This window comes from Hymenobacter sp. BRD67, assembly GCF_013256425.1.
Classification (GTDB): Bacteria; Bacteroidota; Bacteroidia; order Cytophagales; family Hymenobacteraceae; genus Hymenobacter.
In genome coordinates this window covers 2599289-2619782 of the sequence record NZ_CP053904.1, presented here as the reverse complement: position 1 = coordinate 2619782, position 20494 = coordinate 2599289, and the positions used below count along the sequence as shown (strand labels likewise).

At 60.8% G+C, this 20494-nt stretch carries 18 protein-coding genes and 1 pseudogene; 15 read left to right on the top strand and 4 right to left on the bottom strand.

What is annotated here, in order from left to right; all coding sequences use genetic code 11:
- Positions 1–4 precede the first annotated feature (4 nt).
- The gene (gene rfaD, locus GKZ67_RS12195; protein WP_173242642.1) at positions 5–973 is read right to left on the bottom strand and encodes an ADP-glyceromanno-heptose 6-epimerase; all 969 of its coding nucleotides are present in this window, start codon (positions 971–973) and stop codon (positions 5–7) included.
- A 104-nt stretch (positions 974–1077) separates the two neighbouring features.
- On the opposite strand from rfaD, the gene GKZ67_RS12190 reads away from it, so the two are divergent.
- The 9 genes and pseudogenes from GKZ67_RS12190 to GKZ67_RS23580 all read left to right on the top strand — a co-directional run bounded on the left by GKZ67_RS12190 (position 1078) and on the right by GKZ67_RS23580 (position 10477).
- A complete protein-coding gene (locus tag GKZ67_RS12190) occupies positions 1078–1968 on the top strand; it encodes an ABC transporter substrate-binding protein (protein WP_173242640.1) in 891 nt (296 codons plus the stop codon).
- A gap of 2 nt (positions 1969–1970) precedes the next feature.
- Positions 1971–2975, top strand: a complete 1005-nt coding sequence (locus GKZ67_RS12185; RefSeq protein WP_173242638.1) for a FecCD family ABC transporter permease — start codon at positions 1971–1973, stop codon at positions 2973–2975.
- An 80-nt stretch (positions 2976–3055) separates the two neighbouring features.
- A complete protein-coding gene (locus GKZ67_RS12180; RefSeq protein ID WP_173242636.1) occupies positions 3056–3469 on the top strand; it encodes a 6-pyruvoyl trahydropterin synthase family protein in 414 nt (137 codons plus the stop codon).
- A 102-nt stretch (positions 3470–3571) separates the two neighbouring features.
- Entirely contained in the window at positions 3572–4684 is a 1113-nt protein-coding gene (lpxB, locus tag GKZ67_RS12175; RefSeq protein WP_173242634.1) for a lipid-A-disaccharide synthase, read from the top strand.
- 104 nt (positions 4685–4788) lie between these two features.
- The gene (gene fdhD, locus GKZ67_RS12170; RefSeq protein ID WP_173242632.1) at positions 4789–5658 is read left to right on the top strand and encodes a formate dehydrogenase accessory sulfurtransferase FdhD; all 870 of its coding nucleotides are present in this window, start codon (positions 4789–4791) and stop codon (positions 5656–5658) included.
- A 158-nt stretch (positions 5659–5816) separates the two neighbouring features.
- Entirely contained in the window at positions 5817–6152 is a 336-nt protein-coding gene (locus GKZ67_RS12165; protein WP_173242630.1) for a DUF7009 family protein, read from the top strand.
- A gap of 155 nt (positions 6153–6307) precedes the next feature.
- Positions 6308–8868: pseudogene (locus GKZ67_RS12160) on the top strand (FdhF/YdeP family oxidoreductase).
- Between the two features lie 197 nt (positions 8869–9065).
- Positions 9066–9953, top strand: coding sequence for an MFS transporter (locus GKZ67_RS23585; RefSeq protein ID WP_254244790.1), 888 nt, complete (start codon positions 9066–9068; stop codon positions 9951–9953).
- Positions 9954–9976: 23 nt separating this feature from the next.
- The gene (locus tag GKZ67_RS23580; RefSeq protein ID WP_254244789.1) at positions 9977–10477 is read left to right on the top strand and encodes an MFS transporter; all 501 of its coding nucleotides are present in this window, start codon (positions 9977–9979) and stop codon (positions 10475–10477) included.
- Positions 10478–10719: 242 nt separating this feature from the next.
- Here GKZ67_RS23580 and GKZ67_RS23575 read toward each other — a convergent pair whose 3' ends face one another.
- Positions 10720–11253, bottom strand: a complete 534-nt coding sequence (locus GKZ67_RS23575) for a molybdopterin-binding protein (RefSeq protein ID WP_254244788.1) — start codon at positions 11251–11253, stop codon at positions 10720–10722.
- 26 nt (positions 11254–11279) lie between these two features.
- On the bottom strand, positions 11280–11930 hold the full coding sequence (locus tag GKZ67_RS23570; protein WP_254244787.1) for a molybdopterin molybdotransferase MoeA: 651 nt from the start codon (positions 11928–11930) through the stop codon (positions 11280–11282).
- A gap of 74 nt (positions 11931–12004) precedes the next feature.
- Here GKZ67_RS23570 and GKZ67_RS12145 point away from each other — a divergent pair, with 74 nt between their 5' ends.
- The 6 genes from GKZ67_RS12145 to GKZ67_RS12125 all read left to right on the top strand — a co-directional run bounded on the left by GKZ67_RS12145 (position 12005) and on the right by GKZ67_RS12125 (position 17539).
- On the top strand, positions 12005–13174 hold the full coding sequence (locus tag GKZ67_RS12145) for an NTP transferase domain-containing protein (RefSeq protein WP_173242629.1): 1170 nt from the start codon (positions 12005–12007) through the stop codon (positions 13172–13174).
- Between the two features lie 116 nt (positions 13175–13290).
- On the top strand, positions 13291–14274 hold the full coding sequence (locus GKZ67_RS12140; RefSeq protein ID WP_254244786.1) for a histidine kinase dimerization/phospho-acceptor domain-containing protein: 984 nt from the start codon (positions 13291–13293) through the stop codon (positions 14272–14274).
- Positions 14175–14621, top strand: coding sequence for a sensor histidine kinase (locus GKZ67_RS23565; RefSeq protein ID WP_254244785.1), 447 nt, complete (start codon positions 14175–14177; stop codon positions 14619–14621). The genes GKZ67_RS12140 and GKZ67_RS23565 overlap by 100 nt, the downstream gene beginning before the upstream one ends.
- Before the next feature lie 87 nt (positions 14622–14708).
- On the top strand, positions 14709–16082 hold the full coding sequence (locus GKZ67_RS12135; protein ID WP_173242628.1) for a sensor histidine kinase: 1374 nt from the start codon (positions 14709–14711) through the stop codon (positions 16080–16082).
- 30 nt (positions 16083–16112) lie between these two features.
- A complete protein-coding gene (locus GKZ67_RS12130) occupies positions 16113–16496 on the top strand; it encodes a response regulator (protein ID WP_173242626.1) in 384 nt (127 codons plus the stop codon).
- Positions 16493–17539 (top strand): adenylate/guanylate cyclase domain-containing protein, encoded by a 1047-nt coding sequence (locus tag GKZ67_RS12125; RefSeq protein ID WP_173242624.1) that lies wholly within the window; start codon positions 16493–16495, stop codon positions 17537–17539. The genes GKZ67_RS12130 and GKZ67_RS12125 overlap by 4 nt, the downstream gene beginning before the upstream one ends.
- Positions 17540–17710: 171 nt before the next feature.
- On the opposite strand, the gene GKZ67_RS12120 is transcribed toward GKZ67_RS12125, so the two are convergent.
- Complete coding sequence (locus GKZ67_RS12120) at positions 17711–20410, bottom strand: cyclic nucleotide-binding domain-containing protein (RefSeq protein ID WP_173242622.1); 2700 nt, start codon at positions 20408–20410, stop codon at positions 17711–17713.
- Positions 20411–20494 lie beyond the last annotated feature (84 nt).

Below are 20494 nucleotides of genomic sequence, written 5' to 3'. Positions count from 1 at the left end.
AGTATTAATAATAAGAGCCTGCTGCCAGATACCCCTGCACGTAGTCGCGGATGCCTTCCTCCAGCGATGCAAAAGGCCGGTCGTAGCCGATGCTGCGCAGCTTGCGCATATCGGCCTCGGTGAAGTACTGGTAGGTGTCGCGGATATCCTCGGGCGTATCGCGAAAGCGAATATCGGCGGGCAGCCCCATTGCCGAAAACGTGTTGAGGGCCAAGTCCATAAACGTGCGCGCCTGGCCGGTGCCGAGGTTGTAGAGGCCCGAGTGGGTGCGGTGGTGCAGCAGGAAGTAGCATACTTCCACCACGTCTTTCACGTACACAAAGTCGCGCATCTGGCCGCCGTCCACGTACGCGGGGTTGTGCGAGCGGAAAAGCTGCATGCTGCCGTTTTCCTTTATCTGGCGGAAGGCGTGTAGGATAACCGAGGCCATGCGGCCCTTGTGGTACTCATTGGGGCCGTACACGTTGAAGAACTTCAGCCCCGCCCAGAAGTAAGGCTTCTGCTCCTGGGCCAGGGCCCACTTATCGAAGTCGTTTTTGGAGTCGCCGTAGGGGTTGAGTGGGCGCAGCTGCTGGGGCAGGGCATCGTCCTGGTCGGAGTAGCCGAGGCGGCCGTCGCCGTAGGTGGCCCCGCTGCTGGCATACACCAGCGGCAGGTTGTAGCGCACGCAGGCCTCCCACATCTGCTTGCTGTAGTTGAGGTTGAGCAAATCGAAGATGGCGGGGTCCTGCTCGGTGGTATCGGTGCGGGCGCCAAGGTGAAAAACGAACTCCACCTGCTCGTGGTGGGCGTCGAGCCACGGAAAAAACTCTTCGCGGTCGACGTACTCGCGCAGCTTTTTGCCCCGGATATTGGGGAGCTTTTTTTCGACGGCGAAATTATCGACCACCACGATATCATTGAAATTGGCGGCGTTGAGGCGGGAGACAAGGCAGCTGGCGATGAAGCCGGCGGCTCCGGTTACGACTATCATAGGGGTTGTGGCTGATGGCTGACGGCGGTTGGCTATCAGCTGCAAGGCAAACGAAATCTGGCCTTAAAGGTAGGGCCTTGCAACCGCTGGCTACCTTTGCCGCCATGCGCGTTTCGCTTCTTCTAAGTGGACTACTGGCCGGGCTGCTAGCCTGCCAGCCCGAAAATAAGCCCCTGAGTGCGGCCGCTGGCACTGTAGCCGTGCATGATGACCTGGGCCGGCCCCTGACGCTGCCCGTGCGCCCGCGCCGCGTGCTGGCCCTGGTGCCCAGTCTCACCGAGATGCTGTACGCCGTGGCCGATACGGCCACTATCATCGCCCGCACGCAGGCCGATGACTACCCGGCCGCGGTGCGTCACAAGCCGCTGGTAAATTCTTATCCGCTCGACCTGGAGCGGCTGGTAGCCCTGCGCCCCGACGTAGTGTTTACGCTGGAAGGCATGACGCCTCCCGATGCCGCTGCTCGCCTACAGCAGCTGGGCATTCCGGTTTATTATCAGAAATACCGTACCGTAGCCGACGTGCTGCGCGGTATCAACGACCTGGGCCGGTTGCTGGGCCGCCCTGCCCAGGCCCGCCAGCTCACCGATTCGCTGCAAGCGCAGCTAAACCAGCTGGCCACGGCACCCGCGCCGGCCCACCGCCCTACGGTGCTGGCGCTGGTTTCGAGCGACCCGATTTACGTATATGGCCGGAATACGCTATTTACGGATATGGTGCGGCTGGCCGGCGGGCAAAATGCGGTGCGCGACACCTTTGCCCAGCCGTTTCCGGCCCTCACGCGGGAGTATATCCTGCGGCTAAACCCCGAGGTAATGCTGGGCGGCAGCCTGGGCAAAATGGACAGCACATTTTTCAAAAACTACCCCGAGCTGCGCCAAACCCGCGCCTGCCAGGCCCGGCGCGTGTATGCTACCACTCCCAACCTGTTGCAACGCCCCAGTCCCCGCATAGTAGAAGCCGTGCGCGAGCTACAAACCCTCCTAAGCCGCTAGCCATGCCGCGCACTCACCCTGGCCGCTGGCTGCTGGCGGGTAGCCTGCTTACGCTGCTGCTGCTGCTGCTGGGGCTGCGCGTAGGCTCCTATGCCACCAGCTACGCTTTTATCATCAAGGCGCTACGCCAATATGACCCCACCGACCCGGCCCAGCTGGTGCTGGTGCAGCTGCGGTTGCCGCGGCTGTTACTGGCCTGGCTGGCGGGGGCCAGCCTGGCGCTCAGTGGGTACCTGCTGCAAACCCTGGTCACCAACCCGCTGGCCGACCCCTACCTGCTGGGTACAGCCTCTGGGGCCTCGCTGGGGGCCATTGTGACCTACCTGTTTTTTCCAGCCCTCACCCTGGGCGGGCTGTATCTGCCGCCGCTGGCTGCGCTGGCGGGCGGCCTGCTGGCCACACTACTGGTAGTGGCCATTGGCTCGCGGCGCGGGCGGGTGCTGCCCGCGCCGCTGCTGCTGGGCGGCGTGGCCGTGGGCGCGCTGGCCGCTGCGGTGGGCTCGCTCATCACGTTTCTGAAAGCCGACCAGGGCAACCTGCAGGCCGTGGTTTTTTGGGCGTTTGGGTCTTTTGAGCGGGCAGGCTGGCCGGTGCTGGGCTACCCGGCGGCCGTGCTGGCGGGTAGCCTGGGCTTGCTGGTTTTTTTGCAGAAAGACCTCAACCTGCTCTTGCTGGGTGAGGAGCGCGCCCATGCGCTGGGCTTGCCGGTGGCGCGCCTGCGCTGGATAGTGCTAGCGCTCGTAGCGGCCCTCACGGGCGGCGTAGTGGCGCTGTGTGGCCCGGTGGGCTTCGTGGGGCTGGTGGTGCCACACCTCACGCGCGGCCTGCTGGGCACTACGGGGCGGCTCAATCTGGCATTTTGTGCGGTGCTGGGCGGGGGCTTCCTACTGGCCTGCGACCTGCTGGCTCGGCTGCTTTACCCGCCCGCCGGCTTGCCCGTGGGCTTGGTGACAGCCCTGCTAGGGGTGCCTTTTTTTGTATCTTTGCTAAGAAAAAAGAGTTTTTAGTTGTCAGTGAGTGGTTGTCAGTTGTCAGGCTGCGCAAAACGATACGGGCAACTAACAACTGCCCACTGACACCCAAGACCATGCTATACGTTAGCCGCCGCGAGCACTTTAATGCTGCCCACAAGCTCTACAACCCCACCTGGAGCCCGGAGCGCAATGCGGAGGTATTTGGCCCCTGCGCCAACGAAAACTGGCACGGCCACAACTACGAGATGATTGTGACCGTGAAAGGCCAGCCCGATCCCGACACCGGTTTTGTAGTAGACCTTAAGGCCCTCAGCGACCTTATCCGCCAGCATATTACCGAGCAGGTAGACCACAAAAACCTCAACCTCGACGTGCCTTTTCTGCACGGCCAGCTTGCCAGCACCGAAAACCTGGCCGTCGCCTTTTGGCAGATTCTGGCGCGCGAGCTGCCCGCTATTACGCCGGCGCAGCTGCACTGCATCAAAATCTACGAAACGCCCCGCAATTCGGTGGAATACTTCGGCTAATGCCGAAATGACGCGTAAGAGAAGCACGAATTGAGCCCACCAATGGCGCCGGAGCGTATGCAGCAGTTCGTGGTTCTCTCTTCTTAGCTCATAAATTACCTAATGAAATACTACCTCATTGCGGGCGAGCGCTCCGGCGATACCCATGCTGCCCACTTGCTGCACGAGCTAAAGGCCCAGGACCCGGCTGCCGATTTTCGGTACTGGGGCGGCGACCTCATGCAGGCCGAAGGCGGGCAGCTGGTGCGCCATTACCGCGACCTGGCCGTGATGGGCTTTGTGGAAGCGGCCACCAGCCTGCTCAAATTTAGGAGGTATCTCAAAGATTGCCAACGTGATATCCTGGCGTACCAGCCCGATGTACTCGTTTTGGTAGATTACGGCGGATTTAATCTGCGGATGGCGCAATTTGCCAAAGGGCAAGGAATAAATGTTTTTTACTATATATCGCCTAAGATATGGGCCTGGAATCAGAGCCGGGGCGAAAAGATAAAAGCCTACGTTGACCGCATGTTTGTCATCCTGCCTTTCGAGGAGGAGTTTTATCAGCGCTTCGAGTATAAGGTAGACTATATCGGCAACCCGACGGCCGACCAGGTAGCCGCCTTTCGGCCCGACCCCGGCTTTATAGCGCAGCATGGCCTCGACCCCAAGCGCAGGATTATTGCCGTGCTGCCCGGCTCGCGCAAGCAGGAAATAGAGGAGATGCTGCACGAGATGCTGGCCGTGCTGCCCGCCTTTCAGGAATATCAGTTTGTGGTTGCCGGCGTAAGCAACCTCGACCGGGTTTATTACCAACACTTTGAGCGCAATGGCATTAAGTTGGTATTCGACCAGGCCTTCGATTTGTTGAGTCGCGCCAGCGCCGCCCTTGTTACCAGCGGCACGGCCACCCTCGAAACGGCACTGTTTGGCGTGCCGCAGGTAGTGTGCTACCGCACCAGCGGCCTCACGTACCTGGTGAGTAAGGCACTTATCAAGGTCCCTTATATCTCACTGGTTAATCTTATTGTGGGCCGCGCAGTGGTGGCAGAGTTTATCCAAGGCAATTTTACCGCCCGCAACCTGCTCGATGAGCTTAAGCGCCTGCTAACGGATGAGGCGTACATTGCCCGGCAGAGAAGTGGCTATGCCGAGCTGCGCCAGAAGCTCGGTCAGCACAGCGCGGCCATGCAAGCCGCAGTGCTGATGGTAAAGTATTTGCAGGAAAAATAAACTGCTCGTCATAAGTTCGGCGCGGTATTTCGGGGCCGGCAGCCGAACAATAGAGCCGGTTGCATGGTCAAGCAGATGGTGTAGTTACTTGCACCGCTCTGCTCATGCTACGTATTCAGCCGCCATCAACCGCCAGTGCCGAGCGCACCACCGTACAGCGCGTGGTTGGTGCTGCCATTGCGGCTGCTACTGACCTGCTGGCTGTAGAGGCGCCGCTCGAAATAAGCTTGGGTTACGGCCCATTGGGGCAACGTCAGCAACATACGCTGGCCGTGACTATGCGCACTCCCGGCCACGATGCGGAGTTGGTGGCCGGCTTCCTGCTGAGCGAGGGGGTTGTGCAGCGGGCCGCCGACCTGACGGGCATTGAGCATCAGGCCGACCCGCGCCGCCCCAAAGAGCGCGGCAACGTTATACGGGCCGAGCTGGCACCCGGCGTGGTAGTGGAGCTCAACCGCCTGGAGCGACACTTTTATACTACTTCCAGCTGCGGCGTGTGCGGCAAAACAAGCATCGAAGCCGTGCGGGCCGAAAGCTGCCCGGTGCCGGCCCCCGCCGATAGCCCACGAGTTTCGGCCGCAATTATTCATGCGCTGCCCGAGCGGCAGCGGGCGGCCCAACGGGTATTTGAGCAAACCGGCGGCCTGCATGCCACGGCGCTTTTCGCGGCGGCGGGCGAGCTGCTGCTCGTACGCGAGGACGTAGGCCGCCACAATGCCTTTGATAAAGTGGTGGGCGCTGCTTTACTTGCTAATCAGGTGCCTTTACACCAGTGTATTATGCTGGTAAGTGGCCGGGCCAGCTTCGAGCTGGTGCAGAAAGCCGCGGTGGCGGGCGTGGCCATTCTGGCGGCGGTGGGAGCACCCAGCAGTCTGGCCGTGGAGGCGGCCGAAGAGTTTGGCCTGACGTTGCTGGGCTTTGTGCGCAACGAGCGGTTTAATATTTATACCCACGCCCAACGAATCGTGAGTTAACCAGGTGCTTAACCCATTTAGCTGCCCTTCGTTTAGCGTGAGTCGAGCGGCCTTATCAACAACGAAAACCGACTTTAATATAGTAAAAATCTGCTATTCGACGCGGAAGGCAGGTGCCGAACAGGCCATAGTATCCACTAAAATTCGCGTACCGGGTAATGAAGCTAAGACTTGAAGAAAATTCGTTGCGCCTGCGTCTGTCCGATGCCGAGGTGCAGGAGTTTGCCCAGGCCGGGCGCGTGGCCTACACCATCGTATTTGGGGCCGGCCCTGGCCAGGCGCTGGTATATGCCCTGGAAGCACTGCCTGCCTCGGCCGAGGCCAAAGCCGTGGGGGTGCGCTATGAGGCTGGAAACCTGGTGGTAGAAGTACCCGCCGCTGAAGCGCTGGCCTGGACAAGCACCGAAAAAAATGGTTTTTCGGCCCAGGTGAGGGTGGCTGAAAACCGTGAGCTACGTATCATGGTTGAAAAAGACCTTGATTGTCGCCACTAGCTTGTAAGTATGGGCTAAGATGTAGAAGTCAGGGGTGAGTATTGAGCGAAAACGCTGCTTGGCGGGCTTGCTGGTTAACTTGCCTTCTCGGAATGGCTTATACTGCATTAGTCCTGTTGCCTCATACCTTCTACCGTCTACTTCACACCTCCCAAATGGAAGATTCGCCCACTAACGACCCTGGCAAAGCCGGCAAAGCACATCAGCAGGGTGCTGAGGATAATGCCCCCAAAAGTGGGGAGCGCCCCGAACAGGGAGTGGCTCCTACCAACGACCATTACCGGCCCGACCCGCAGGGCGAGCGCGACCAGGAGCACATTCCGGCGCCGCCCACGGCCGAGGCCAAGTACCTGTTTCCGGTACTGGCCCAGCCGCCCGAGGCTCTTACCGGCCTCAAGCTGGAGCCCCGCATGAAAATTGCGGCCGGCCTGACGGCGGTTATCAAGTCGATGGAATTTAACTGGGGCGAAGCGGGACTGACGCGGGGCACCCACGGGCTGCTGAAAATGAACCAGAAGGACGGCTTCGACTGCTCGAGCTGCGCCTGGCCCGACCCTGATGACCATCGCTCCATTGCCGAGTTCTGCGAAAACGGCGCCAAAGCCACGGCTTCGGATGCCGACGACCGCGCTGCCGGCCCCGAAGTATTTGCCAAAAACAGCCTGGCCGACCTCTCGCGCCTGAGCGACCGTGACCTCAACAACCTGGGCCGCCTGACGCATCCGCTGGTGAAGCGGCCCGGCGACACGCATTACTCGCCCATTGAGTGGACCGACGCTTTTAAGCTGGTAGCCAAAGAGCTGAATGCGCTAGCTTCGCCCCACGAAGCAGTATTCTATACTTCGGGCAAGGTGCCCAATGAGCCGGCCTTCCTGTTTCAGCTCTTTGCCAAGCAGTTTGGGACCAATAACCTGCCCGATTGCTCGAATATGTGCCACGAGAGCAGCGGCGCCGCTCTGAGCCCAACGCTGGGCCTGGGCAAGGGCTCGGTGACGCTCAATGATATTCACGATGCGGAGGTAATTCTTATTATTGGCCAGAACCCGGGCACCAACCACCCGCGTATGCTTTCTGCCCTGCAAAAGGCCAAGCGCAATGGGGCAAAGATTATCAGCGTTAACCCGCTGATTGAGGCGGGCCTGAACCACTTCCGGAACCCGCAGGATTTTATGAACCCGCTGCGGGCGCTGGGAGCATTGCTCGGCGATGGCACACCCATTACCGACGTGTTTCTGCAAGTGCGGGTGGATGGCGACATGGCCCTGCTGCGCGGCATCATGAAGCACTTGTTTGAGGCCGAAGACCTGAACCCCGGGCAGGTGGTAGACCGGCCCTTTATTGCTGAGTACACCACGGGCTTCGAGTCGTTTGAGCAAAATATCCGCAACACGAGCTGGGAAGACATTGAGGAGCTGAGCGGTATCAGCCGGGCGCGCTTGCTCGAAGCTGCCAATCTTATTGCCCATAAGCAAAAAATAGTTACCTGCTGGGCAATGGGCGTAACGCAGCAGCGGCAGGGCGTGCAAACCATTCAGGAAATCGTGAACCTGCACCTGATGAAGGGCGCCATTGGCAAGCCCGGCGCGGGCACCTGCCCGGTGCGGGGCCACTCCAATGTGCAGGGCGACCGCACTATGGGCGTGTGGGAGCAGCCGACCAAGGAGTTTCAGGATGCGCTGGCGAAGGAATTTAACTTCACGCCGCCCTACGAACACGGCTTCGATACCGTGGAGAGTATCAAGAAGATGCACAAGGGCGAAACTAAAGTTTACTTTAGCCTGGGCGGTAACCTGCTGGCGGCCGGCCCCGATACTGAACTGATTGCCGACGGGATGCGCAAGCAGAAGCTAACCGTATTTGTAGGTACCAAGCTCAACCGCGGGCACCTCGTAACCGGCGAAACCAGCCTGCTGCTGCCCTGCTTCACGCATGCCGATATCGATATGCAGAAGTCGGGCCACCAGATGACGAGCTGCGAAAACTCGATGGGCGTAGTAAGCCAGAACAAGGGCGTGCTGGTGCCGCTGCCGGGCCAGATGATGAGCGAAGTAGCCATCCTGGCGGGCGTAGCCATTGCGACCCTAGGCCCCGACCGTACCAACGTAGCCGACTGGGTAGCCATGACGGAGAACTACGACGTTATCCGCGACCATATCTCCCGCGTTATTCCGGGCTTCGAGAAGTTCAACGAAAACCTGCGCAAGCCGGGGGCTTTTACCTGCCCAACGGCCCGCGTGAGCGCAAATTCACGACCAAGAATGGGATGGCTAATTTCACCACTACCCAGCTGGAGAAGTATAGCCTGGAGCCCGACCAGCTCATTCTGATGACGGTTCGGAGTCACGACCAGTTTAATACTACGATTTATGAATATAACGACCGCTACCGGGGTATCCACGGCGAGCGCCGCGTGCTGTTCATGAATGAAAGCGACATGGCGGCCCGGGGCATCAAAGCCAAAGACTTGCTTGACATCACCAGCCATTTTGAGGGCGAGCAGCGCACGGTCGAAAAATTTATTGCTGTGCCCTACGAAATCCCAAAGGGCAACGTAGCCGCCTATTTCCCGGAGGCCAACCCGCTGGTTCCCATTAGTAGTGTGGCCAAAGTCAGCAATACACCGACCTCCAAGTATGTGGTTGTAACGGTAGTCCCCGCTAAGGTAGGTCAGGCCCCGCAGGCCCAGAAGCAGCGCCAGCAGGCGGTGCCGGCCTAGCCGCCAGTAATTGTAAAAAGCCTCTGGAAATACCAGAGGCTTTTTCTTATTTTATTAGTGATAAGTGCTGCTGCAACGCCAAAGCAGGCTCCCTCGTCAGGTTTTTTGCGTCAGGCGAAAGAAATTCCCTACTTTGCAAAAGGCTAAGACGTTATACCTGTTTTTCTTCTCTTTTCTTTCACCCTTTACTTCCCACCATGGCTGATAGTTCCTCTGCTTCGCTGCTTGACCGTAGCCGTACCATTGCGCCGCCTGGCTATAATCGCTGGCTGGTGCCGCCCGCCGCGCTGGCTATTCACCTCGCTATCGGGCAGGCCTACGCATTTAGCGTGTTTAATAAGCCGCTGGGCTCGCTCATCAGCGGCGACCCTGCTAACCCGGCCCCGACCGACTGGACGCCTACCCAGATTGGCATCACCTTCTCCATTGCCATTGTGTTGCTGGGCTTGTCGGCCGCGCTGTTTGGCAAGTGGCTGGAGCGCGTAGGGCCGCGCAAAGCGATGCTGTCTGCCGCACTATGCTTCGGCGGCGGCTTTCTCATTGGCTCGCTCGGCATCAGCATGCACAATATCTGGCTGCTGTATTTCGGCTATGGGTTCGTGGGTGGCATTGGATTAGGTATTGGCTATATATCGCCGGTCAGCACGCTCATCAAGTGGTTTCCCGACCGTAAGGGCGTGGCCACTGGCATGGCCATCATGGGCTTTGGGGGCGGTGCTATGATTGCCTCGCCGCTGTCGGTAGCCCTGATGAACCACTTCAAAGGGTCGGCTCCGCAGGGCGTAGCCCCGACGTTTATCGTGCTGGGTATCATCTACTTCCTGTTTATGCAGTTTGGGGTATGGACCATCCGGGTGCCCGCCGACAACTGGGCTCCCGCCGGCTACGTGCCCAATGCAGAGCACAGTGCCCTGATTACGGCCGGCAACGTATCGGCCGACAATGCCATTAAAACGCCGCAGTTCTGGCTGCTGTGGGTGGTGTTGGTTACCAACGTAACGGCCGGCATCGGGGTGCTCGAAACGGCTTCGCCGCTTATTCAGGACACGTTCTCCGACAAGGCAATGGGGCGGGCAATGGCGTAACGGCTGCTGCCGCCGCCGGCTTCGTGGGCCTGCTCAGCTTGTTCAACCTGCTGGGGCGCTTCTTCTGGTCGTCGGCTTCGGATAAGCTGGGCCGCAAAACTACGTACGCTATTTACTTTGGCCTGGGCATTCTGCTTTACGCCAGTATCCCGACGCTGGGCCATAACTTGCAGCTAACTCTTTATGTAGTAGCTGCCTGCGTAATTGTGAGCATGTACGGCGGGGGCTTTGCCACTGCCCCGGCTTTTCTGTCTGACTTATTTGGCAAATACCAGGTAGGGGCCATTCACGGCCGCCTGCTCACTGCCTGGAGCACCGCCGGCGTGCTGGGGCCGCTGATTGTGCACCAGTTGCATGACCACGCCAAGGCAAAAGGCCTAACCGGGGCCGCCGCCTACCAAAATGTATTTTATACCATGGCTGGCTTGCTCGCAGTAGGCTTGCTGGCCGACCTGGCCGTGACGGCCGTAAACGAGAAATACCAGGAAAAAGGCCCGGTAACCATTGAAGCGGGCGGCCACTAGGTGCCCATTCCTCACCCTCTAACTTTCTAGTATATGAACCCGAAACCCAATGCTGCCCCCCGGTCGTAACTGAAGAGTCTGCGGGCGGCTCGGTCATCCTGGCCTGGCTCTTCGTTGGCGTGCCGCTGGTGTGGGGCATCTCACAAACGTTTATCAAAGCGCTGACCCTGTTTAAGTAAGGTAAGCTGTTTTACTGAAAAAGCCGCTCAATTCCCCGAGAGTTGAGCGGCTTTTAGCGTTTGCTAGCTTCGAAATCGCCACAGTGGCCAGGCGGTGCCCGCCGCAAAATGAGTTTGGTCGGTGGCGGCCAGTTCCAGCAGGCCATCGGTGGCCAGCAGGCCGGCTAGGTCGCCCGAGCCAGCGGTGGGAGCGGGGTGAGCCAGCAGACGGCCATCGGGCGCATTTTCGAGGCGCACGGCCAGGAAATACGTAAGAGCCGGCTTGAAATCGACCGGGCTGGTCAGTTCCGCAAAGGTCGGCTGCTCAACGGCCCGGCCCTGACACTGGTGTAGCCAGCCGCGCACGTAGCGATAGTAGCCCGCAAACGTAGCCACAGGGTTGCCGGGCAGCGCAAATACGGTGGCTGCGCCAGGCTGCTGCCCGAACCAGAGCGGCTGCCCCGGCCGTTGGGCCACCCGATGAAATACCTCCCGCACGCCCAGCTCGCGCAGCGCCTGGGGCAAAAAATCGGCCTTGCCCTTCGATACGCCACCACTCAGCAGCACGGCGTCGAACCCGGCCAGCAGCGGCGGCAGCCCGGCCTTGAGCGTTTCCAAATCGTCGTCAAAATGAAAAGCCTCGCTTATGCAGCCTTCGGCCCCAGCGCCGCTTGCAGCATAGGGGCATTGGAGCGCCGAATCTGGTGGGGGAGGGGCGTTTGGCCGAGGGCCACCAGCTCATCGCCGGTACTCACTACCGCCAGGCGGGGGCGGCGCGTTACGGTCAGCCTGCCTGCGCCCACGGTGGCCGCTACTGCCAGCTCGGCCGGGCTTAGTACTGTGCCGGGGGCCAGCAGAAGCGTGCCGGCTACCTGGTCGCTGCCCTGCCGGTGTACGTTGTGGCCCTGGCTGGGCAGTGCCGCCCGCAGCGTGGCCTGGCGGGTAGGCTCATCGCCAAAGTCCAGGTCTTCGTAGCGGATAACGGTATCGGTGCCGGGCGGCAGCGCGGCGCCGGTCATAATTTCTACGGCCGCCCGCGGGTTGAGAAGCGGCTCCGGCACTGCCCCGGCCAGCTGGGTGCGCTCGATGGGAAATACCCGCTGGCCCGCCGCCAGGGCCGCGTGGCGCACCGCAATACCATCCATTGTCACGCGGTCGTAGGGCGGAAAGTCACGGTCGGCCGTGATAGTCTGCCGTAGCACGCGGCCAACAGCCTCAGCTAGCGGCACAGTTTCGGTAGGCAGCAGGCTAGCGGTAGCCAGTACCTGGCAATAAGCGTTTTCGACGGAGAGCACGAAGCAGGGAAGGATAAAAAAGAAGAAGGTAAGATAATTTCAAGCTATTTTCCGGCTGAATTGTTGTGAAAGCTATGACTGAAAAACTTGTTCCCCGTACCAAGCACGCCGACCTGGTCCGTCCGGCCATCGGCGAATTTGCCCGCCACGAGCTGGCCTTGCTGGGGGCACCCTGTGGCGATATTCAGCGGCTGGCGGCTGGCATAACGGCCGCGCTGACCCCGGCGCACCGCATCGGCTACGTCGATGCCGACCACACCAGCGGCGACGCTGACCCTGCTCAAAGCCTGAGCCCGCTGCTGCAAGCCGGCGCTTATGTGGAGGTTACCGATAAGATTCATTTTCGCCGTGGCGATGAGCGGCGCGCACTCGACCGCTTCTCGCAGCCCGAGCTGCTGGCCGGGGCCGACCTGGTGCTGGTAAACGGCAATCATTTTACCGCCCGTCAGCAGCTTGTACTCATTGACCCCCGTAAGTCGCTGGCTCACAAGCTCGACAAGCTCACCGACGTGCAGGCGTTTGTACTGGCCGAAGGCGTAGCGGAAATTCCTGATTACCTGCGGGCGCACCTGCCGCACTATGCCCGGCTGTCGCGGTTTGCCTGGGCCGATACGGCGGGCCTGGCTGCCTGGGTAGCGCAGTGGCGGGCCGCTCGCCAGGCCCCGCTGCGCGGCCTGGTGCTGGCCGGTGGCCTCAGCCAGCGCATGCAAACCGATAAAGGCCGCCTGCGCTACGGCCCCACCGGCCTTGAGCAGCGCGAAGTAGCCGCGGGCTTATTGGCCCCAGTCTGCCACGACGTATTGGTGTCGTGCCGGGCCGAGCAGGTGGCCGAGCTGCCCCAGGGCTTACAGGCGCTGCCCGACCGGTTTCTGGGGCTGGGGCCCCTGGGCGGCATTCTGTCGGCCCTGCAATTTGACCCCAACGCGGCGTGGCTGGTGCTGGCCTGCGACCTGCCTTTCCTGACGGCCGACACCCTGCGCCAGCTAGTGGCTGGCCGCCAGCCCGGCCGCCTGGCCACGGCATTCCAAAGCCCCGGCAGCGAGTTTCCCGAGCCGCTCCTTACCATTTTTGAGCCGCGCGCTTATCCCGAGCTGCTACGGTTTTTGAGCATGGGCTATTCATGCCCGCGCAAAATGCTCATCAACAGCGATGTGGCAGTGTTGCCTACGCCTGGCGCCGAAGTATTGCAAAATGTGAATACGCCGGCCGAGCGCGAGGCGGCCCAGCGGGCCCTGGCTGGCTAAATCAATAGATATTCGGCTAAGTTAAAGCGCCGTGAGTGGCTAACTTGCGGCGCTTTATTTTGGCCGCTAATGGAGAAATTTACCAATAAAGAGCTGCTGCTGGCCATCGGGGGGTGATGACGCTGGTGTTCATTATGCGTCGGCTGCTGGATACGCCCCGCCGTCTGCCCCGCTGGCACAGACTGCTGGGCAAGCTCTGGGCGCCGGCTATGGCGGCCTTTGTGCTAAGCGCGGCGCTGCACTACCGCAACCAGTACCTGGGCGATATTTACCTGTTCTTCGCGGTAGGCGTGCTAGTGCTGCTGCTGGTGCAGCTGCGTAGCTACCGCCCGGCCCGCACGCTGCTGCTGGGCCTGGCACCCTCGGTGCTGCACCGCTTTATTGCCACCGGCCTGGCCATCGGCAGCTGGCAGCTGCTGTCGCCGTACAGCCTGGGTTTCAAGCTGTGGGGCGAGCTAGATGCGTTTTGGTTTTTTGCGATGGTTTTCCTGGCCAACAGCCAGAAGAAAGGGCTCCTGAAGCAGGAGCAGGAGCGGGCCGAAGAAGAAAAAGCGCGGCAGTTTATCGCTGCCAAAAACATGGAGCTGGAGCGGCTGGTGGCCGAGCGAACGGCCCTGCTCACCCGGCAGGCCGAGGAGCTGCAAACGGCGCTTACTGACCTGCGCGCTACGCAGGCGCAGCTAATCCAGCGCGAAAAGATGGCCAGCCTGGGAGAGCTCACGGCGGGCATAGCGCACGAGATTCAGAACCCGCTCAACTTCGTCAATAATTTCGCCGATGTATCGGCCGAGCTGGTAGTGGAGCTTGAAGAAGAGCAGGAGCGCCCCAGCCGCGACCCCGGCCTGGAGGCCGAGCTGCTCGAAGACCTGAAACAAAACCTGCTCCGAATTAATCAGCATGGCCAGCGGGCGGCGGGCATCGTGCGGGGATGCTGGAGCACAGCCGCGCCAGCAGCGGTGAGCGCCAGCCTACCGACCTCAATATGCTGGCCGATGAATATATGCGCCTGGCCTACCACGGCTTGCGGGCCAAAGACAAGTCTTTCAACGCCACCTTGCAGCCCGAGCTGGCGGCTATTCTGCCGCTGGTGCCGGCCGTGAGCGGCGATGTAGGTCGGGTACTGCTCAACCTGTTTACCAATGCGTTTTACGCGGTGCAGCAGCGCCAGCAGCTCGGCGAGCCGGGCTACAAGCCTACCGTGGGGGTGGCCACGCGCCGCGTAGGCAACAGCGTAGAAGTGTGCGTCCGCGACAACGGCATGGGCATTCCGGAAGGAGTGAAAGCCAGGATTTTCCAGCCCTTTTTCACCACCAAGCCCGCTGGCGAAGGCACTGGCCTGGGCTTGTCGCTAAGCCACGACATCATTGTGCAGGGCCACGGCGGTACCCTCACCGTGCAGAGCGAGGAAGGAAAATTTACGGAGTTTAGCGTGCGGCTGCCTTTTTAAGCTGCTACCTCTCAGCGGCTACGAAAGCCGGACAGGGAAGCTGGCAATTAAAAACAGATAACTCACCAACTGACAACAACCAGCCCGATGGCAGACTCAAATATGATACTGGAAGGGCCCATTGCCGTGGGCCTGGTGTGGCTGGGCCGCCGGTTTCTCGACACGCCCACGCGGCTGCCAGCCTGGGATAAGTGGCTGGTCCGGCTGTGGCAGCCCACGGCAGTACTATTTATTATCTGCGTTAGCTTCGGTAGCAAAGCCGACCTGCTGGCCGATGCTTTTATGTTGGGCATTATTGGCATCGGGCTGGCAGTAACCTGGCAGCTACGCACCTACCGGCCCGCCTGGCTGCTTTGCCTGGGGCTGGTGCCCTACGGGCTGCTGTCGGTGATAAACCTGCTTGTGGGCCTGCTGCTACCCCGGCTGCTCAAAACGTATGAAGACTGGTTTGACCTGGCGGGCCTGCTGACCTTCTGCTGGCAAGGTGTTTTCTGGTTTATGGCCCGCAGCCAGCAGAAAAGCCTGGTAGCTGAGCACCAGCTACGCCTGCAAGCCGAGCAGGAGCAGCTGCGCATCGAAACCAAAAACCAGGAGCTCGAACACCAGGTGCACCAGCGCACTGCTACGCTGGCCGAGCAAACAGCCGCGCTACGCACTACGCTCAACGAGCTAAAAGAAACCCAGGCGCAGCTAATCCAGCGCGAAAAGATGGCCAGCCTGGGAGAGCTCACGGCGGGCATAGCGCACGAGATTCAGAACCCGCTCAACTTCGTCAATAATTTCGCTGATGTATCGGCCGAGCTTATTACCGAGCTCGAAGAAGAGCGCAACCGGCCTACCCGCGACCCGGCCCTCGAAGCCGAGCTGCTGGCCGACCTGAAGCAGAATCTCCAGCGCATTACCCAGCACGGTGGCCGGGCGGCGGGCATCGTGCGGGGGATGCTGGAGCATAGCCGCGCCAGCAGCGGCGAGCGCCAGCCTACCGACCTCAACATGCTGGCCGATGAATATTTGCGCCTGGCCTACCACGGCCTGCGGGCCAAAGACAAGTCTTTCAACGCCACCTTGCAGCCCGAGCTGGCCGCCGGCCTCCCCCTGGTTGAAATGGTTGCCGGCGATGTAGGTCGGGTGCTGCTCAACCTGTTTACCAATGCGTTCTACGCGGTGCAGCAGCGCCAGCAGCTCGGCGAGCCGGGCTACAAACCTACCGTGGGGGTGCGCACCCGGCTCGTGGCCCACGAGGTTGAAGTGCAGGTGCATGACAACGGCATGGGCATTCCGGAAGGAGTGAAAGCCAGGATTTTCCAGCCCTTTTTCACCACCAAGCCCGCCGGCGAAGGCACTGGCCTGGGCTTGTCGCTGAGCCACGATATCATTGTGCAGGGCCACGGCGGCACCCTCACCGTGCAGAGCGAGGAAGGCCGGGGTACTACGTTTACGGTGCGTTTGCCTACGGCGTGAGGCCTGCCGCTGTTCCTATCTTTACAAAGCATGAAAATACTGGTAGTTGACGACGAAACCGACGTGCGGGTGCTGTTTGAGCAGCGCTTCCGACGCGAAATCCGCAGTGGCGAGTTTGCGTTCTCTTTTGCCTACTCGGGCGAGGAAGCGCTGGGCTTCCTGCGCGACCACCCGTCGGAGGTGGTGCTCATTCTCTCCGATATCAACATGCCCGGCATGAGCGGGCTGGAGCTGCTGCGCCACGTCAAGCAAGACCCGCTGCCGCCCCCGCCGCCCCTGGTGATGATGCTCACTGCCTACGGCGATACCGAAACGCACGACCAGGCCATGCGCCTCGGTGCCAATGATTTCCTGACCAAGCCCGTCGATTTCGCCGCGCTGAAGGGAAAGCTTCACGCTATCCAAAACATATGAAAACTAAGATATTGGTGGTTGATGACGAAGCGGATTTAGAGCTACTCATCAAGCAAAAGTTTCGGCGTAAAATCCGGGAAAACGCCTACGAGTTTCTCTTTGCCGGCAACGGGCAGGAGGCCCTCGACCGCCTGCACGACCACCCCGATACCGACATCGTACTGTCCGATATCAACATGCCCGTGATGGATGGCCTTACCCTGCTCGGCCGCCTGCCCGAAGCCAGCCCCATGACCAAAACCGTGATGGTGTCGGCCTACGGCGACATGGAAAATATCCGTGCCGCCATGAACCACGGGGCGTTCGATTTTGTCTGTAAGCCCGTGGATTTCAATGACCTGGAGCTAACAATCGAAAAAACTGCCGTCCATGTGCAGCAGCTGCGCGATACGCTCAAAGCCATTCAGGAAAATAATATCCTGCGGATGTACGTCGATGAAACGGTTATCAAGTTCATGGCCCGGCCCGGCTTCGAGAACAAGCTGCTGGCCAGCGAAGTAGTAGAGGCCACCGTTATGTTCGTAGATATCTGCGGCTTCACTTCGCTCTCCGAAACCCAGCCGGCCGCCACGGTCGTGTCGCTACTCAACACCTACTTCGACCAGATTGTGAAGGAGGTAATCGCGCACGGAGGCTACATCGATAAATTTATGGGCGATGCCGTAATGGCCGTTTTTCGGGGTGAGTATCACCTCGACCGCGCCATCGACGCGGCCCTGCTGGTGCGTACCCAGCTGCAGGCCACCCATAACCCGCTGCCCGACGGTACCGACTACCATCCTGCCGTAAGCATAGGTATCAATACCGGCGAGATGGTGTCGGGTAATATTGGCTCGGCTTCGCTCAAGCGCCTGGACTACACCGTAATAGGCGATACCGTAAACGTAAGCCAACGCCTGCAGTCCGCTGGCCATCCCAACCAGATTGTTATTACGGAGGCCATCTACGAGCGCATCAGGGAAAGCTTTCAGTGCCAGCCCATCGGCGAGCTGAAACTGAAAAACAAGGCCCAGCCAATCATGACCTACGAAGTAGTGGCTTAAGTTATCTGCTGGCTCCGCTCACCATAATACAGCGTTTTTTAGCCTGATATACTGGAAGCGTATGGGGCGGGCTGCCGGCTTTTGGCCGGCTGGCCGCTCGTCGTATGCGCCAGTCGCTCTTACAAAAAGCCCGCTCCGTTCAGCGACTCCGAAACCGCGCTAAGTGAAGGATTAACGGGCCTGCGCCACCTCATTCTGCCGGCGCAGGCGCTGACATAGCACTTTCATGATATTGCGCAGTACCTCGGGGCGCTCTTCCATTACATCATAAAAATCTTCCTGGTCGAGCCGGAAGGCCGTAACCGCGCCTTCTGCCACGGCCGCTGCCGAGCGGGGCTCCGCATCGAGCAGGGCCAGCTCGCCAAAAAAGTCGCCCTTACCGAAGGTTACCAGTAGCTGCGGGCCGTTGAAAATGCCTACCTGGCCTTCGTAAATAATGAAGAGAGAGGCTCCCAGGTCGCCCTTGGCAAAAATCTGCTGGCCATCGGCGAAGCTTACTTCTTTCATGATGGGCACGATGCTGCTGAGCACGTTTTCGGGCGTTTCGGCAAACAGGGCGGTTTGCTGAAGCACCTGCACCCGCTCGGCAGCGGCAATGTGCGAGGTCGTGGCGGCATGGCTCATAAGCAGGCTGTTGAGGGTTTGGTGGGCAGCGTTTACCAGCTGATAAAGGGTAGGGTGGGCCACTGCCAGCTGCGCCAGCAGGCGGAACGCGCTTTCGCGCACCAGCGGACTGCTGCTGCGCAGATGCGGCCCAATGGCTTGTACGGTGGCTGCCGTGGGCTTCCACTGGTCGAGCGCCGCCCGCACCGTCCAGTCAGTGAAGGCCGTTTCGCCCCGCGCTACAATGGTTTCGACGATGGGCTCGGGTGCCAGCAGCGGCCCCAGCAGGCGGTCAAACGTACGCTCCTTCTCGGCGGGCGGCGCAATGGCCAGCAGCGCCTGCAGGCCCTGGTAGGTAGGCCGGGCAATACTATTGTCCAGTATTTCGAGGGCGTTGGCCTGGCGCTCACGGGTAGCGTGGGCCACGCCGCGCTGGGCATCGGCAATGAGCTGGGGAGCATAAATATGACCCAGCAGGGCAAAAACGCGTTGTTGGGTGCGTAGCAGCTCGTAGTCGAGGCAGCTTGCCAGCTCGGGGCTGGCCGTGGCCTGGCCGTGTACTAGGTGTTGGGCCAGCTGCAGCTCGTCGTGCACCAGCGCCTGAAACAGGGGTACCTCGGATGGCACTACGCCAAAATGGCGCAACCCCCGCAGCGCAGCCTCACGCCGAAACAGGTTAGGCTGCCGGGCCAGCCCCACCAGCAGCTGCCGGCTGGCAGCCGTGCGCAGGCGGGCACACACCTGGGCCACGCGCCGCACCAGGGTCTGGTCAAGGTCGGTACTGAGTACTTCGGCCAGGGCAGGCAGCACGGCTTCGCCCAGGCGCAGCAGGTGCTGCGTGGCAGCGGCCCGGCCGGCTTTGGTCCCCAGGGAGCGGATAAGGCGGCGGATTTCGGCTGGGTCGGTCGGGGTGGGCGAGGAGACCCCGGCGGGCAGGTTAGCCACAGGCGCTGCTTCGCCTTCCTCCTCGGTAAAGCGGCGACTGAGCGCGTGCTGTAGCTCGGCCACGTATTGGTGGTAAGTACGGGCCAGCAGCAGCAAAACGGCCAGCATCAGCAGGCCCATCCACACAAACGGACCCCAGGTTTGGCCACCTGGCAGCGCGTGCAGCGCAAACAGCAGCCCGCCACCCAGCGCCATGCCCAGCGGCTCATACATTCCTTTCGCCAGCGTGTGGGCCTGCAGCCGCTCGGGCGGCGACAGCGGCTGAAACAGCAGCAGAAATACGGGGTCAAATACTGCCCGCCTCAATACTTCCAGCCCCAGATACAACCCGCAGAAATAAAGCAGCGACTCGCCCACGTCGCCCCGGTTTACGCCGGTATAGGCCAGCAGGCCCGCCAGCAGCAGCACCGGCAGCGCCAGCAGCACTCGCCGCACACCCAGCCGGTCTACGGTATGCTGCGAAAGCAGCAGCTTAAACAGCATCGCCACCAGGTAGGTGCTCACCAGCACCGTGCCCACGTAGCGCATGATGGCTGCCTCATCGTGAAAGCGGTGCTTGACATTTACAAAAAACAGGTATTCGATGCCCGTCGTCACGGCGGCCAGGCCCAGCAGACTCAGGCACATGGTGAGCACCAGGCGGCTATCGCCAAACCAGCGGCGCAGCCCCGGCGCTACGGCTTGCCCGCGCGCCCGGCGCGGGGCCGGCGCGGCCTCTACCACGTGCGAGCGCAACGTAGCCCGCAAAGCCAGCAGGGCCAGCAAATAGGCCCCGAAAGCAGTACCCAGTAGCCACGGCAACTCGGCGTTGGTATGAATAAAAATGGCCAGCACGGCCCCCAGGGCCTTGGCCGGCATATCGCCGGCGCTGATAATGCCAAACAGACGCTTGCTCTGCCGCACATCAAATACCACGGCCGAGACGCCCCAGAATTCCAGATTGGTCAACAGGTAGATAACCCGGTAGCCCGCCATAATAGCCACGGCGGCTGCCACCGAATGGCCGGTAACTACCAGCACTCCCAGCAGACCCGTGAGGACTACTGCGGCCAGCAGCACCCGCACCGCCAGCTTTTGCAGCAGCCAGTGGTGCTCAAAATGCCCGTACACTTTGCCGGCTGCCAGCATTGCCAGTGCGGCTATGCCGTAGGCAAGCGGCAGGTTGCGTTCGGGGTTGTTTTCGAGCAGCAGCACGTTGGCCGCCACATACACCAGGATGGTGCCGATACCCAGCAGGAAATTATGCAGGAAAAATAGCCGTACCGTGGGCCCTTCCTCGGGGCGCACGCCCAGCAGCTGCCGCCCACGTTCGATTACCGTCATGGAGCGCAAGTTAGCCCGCCCGCGGCTTTTTGAAGAAGCCCTACTAAAAACGTCATGCCGGGCAGCGCCCGGCATGACGTTCTC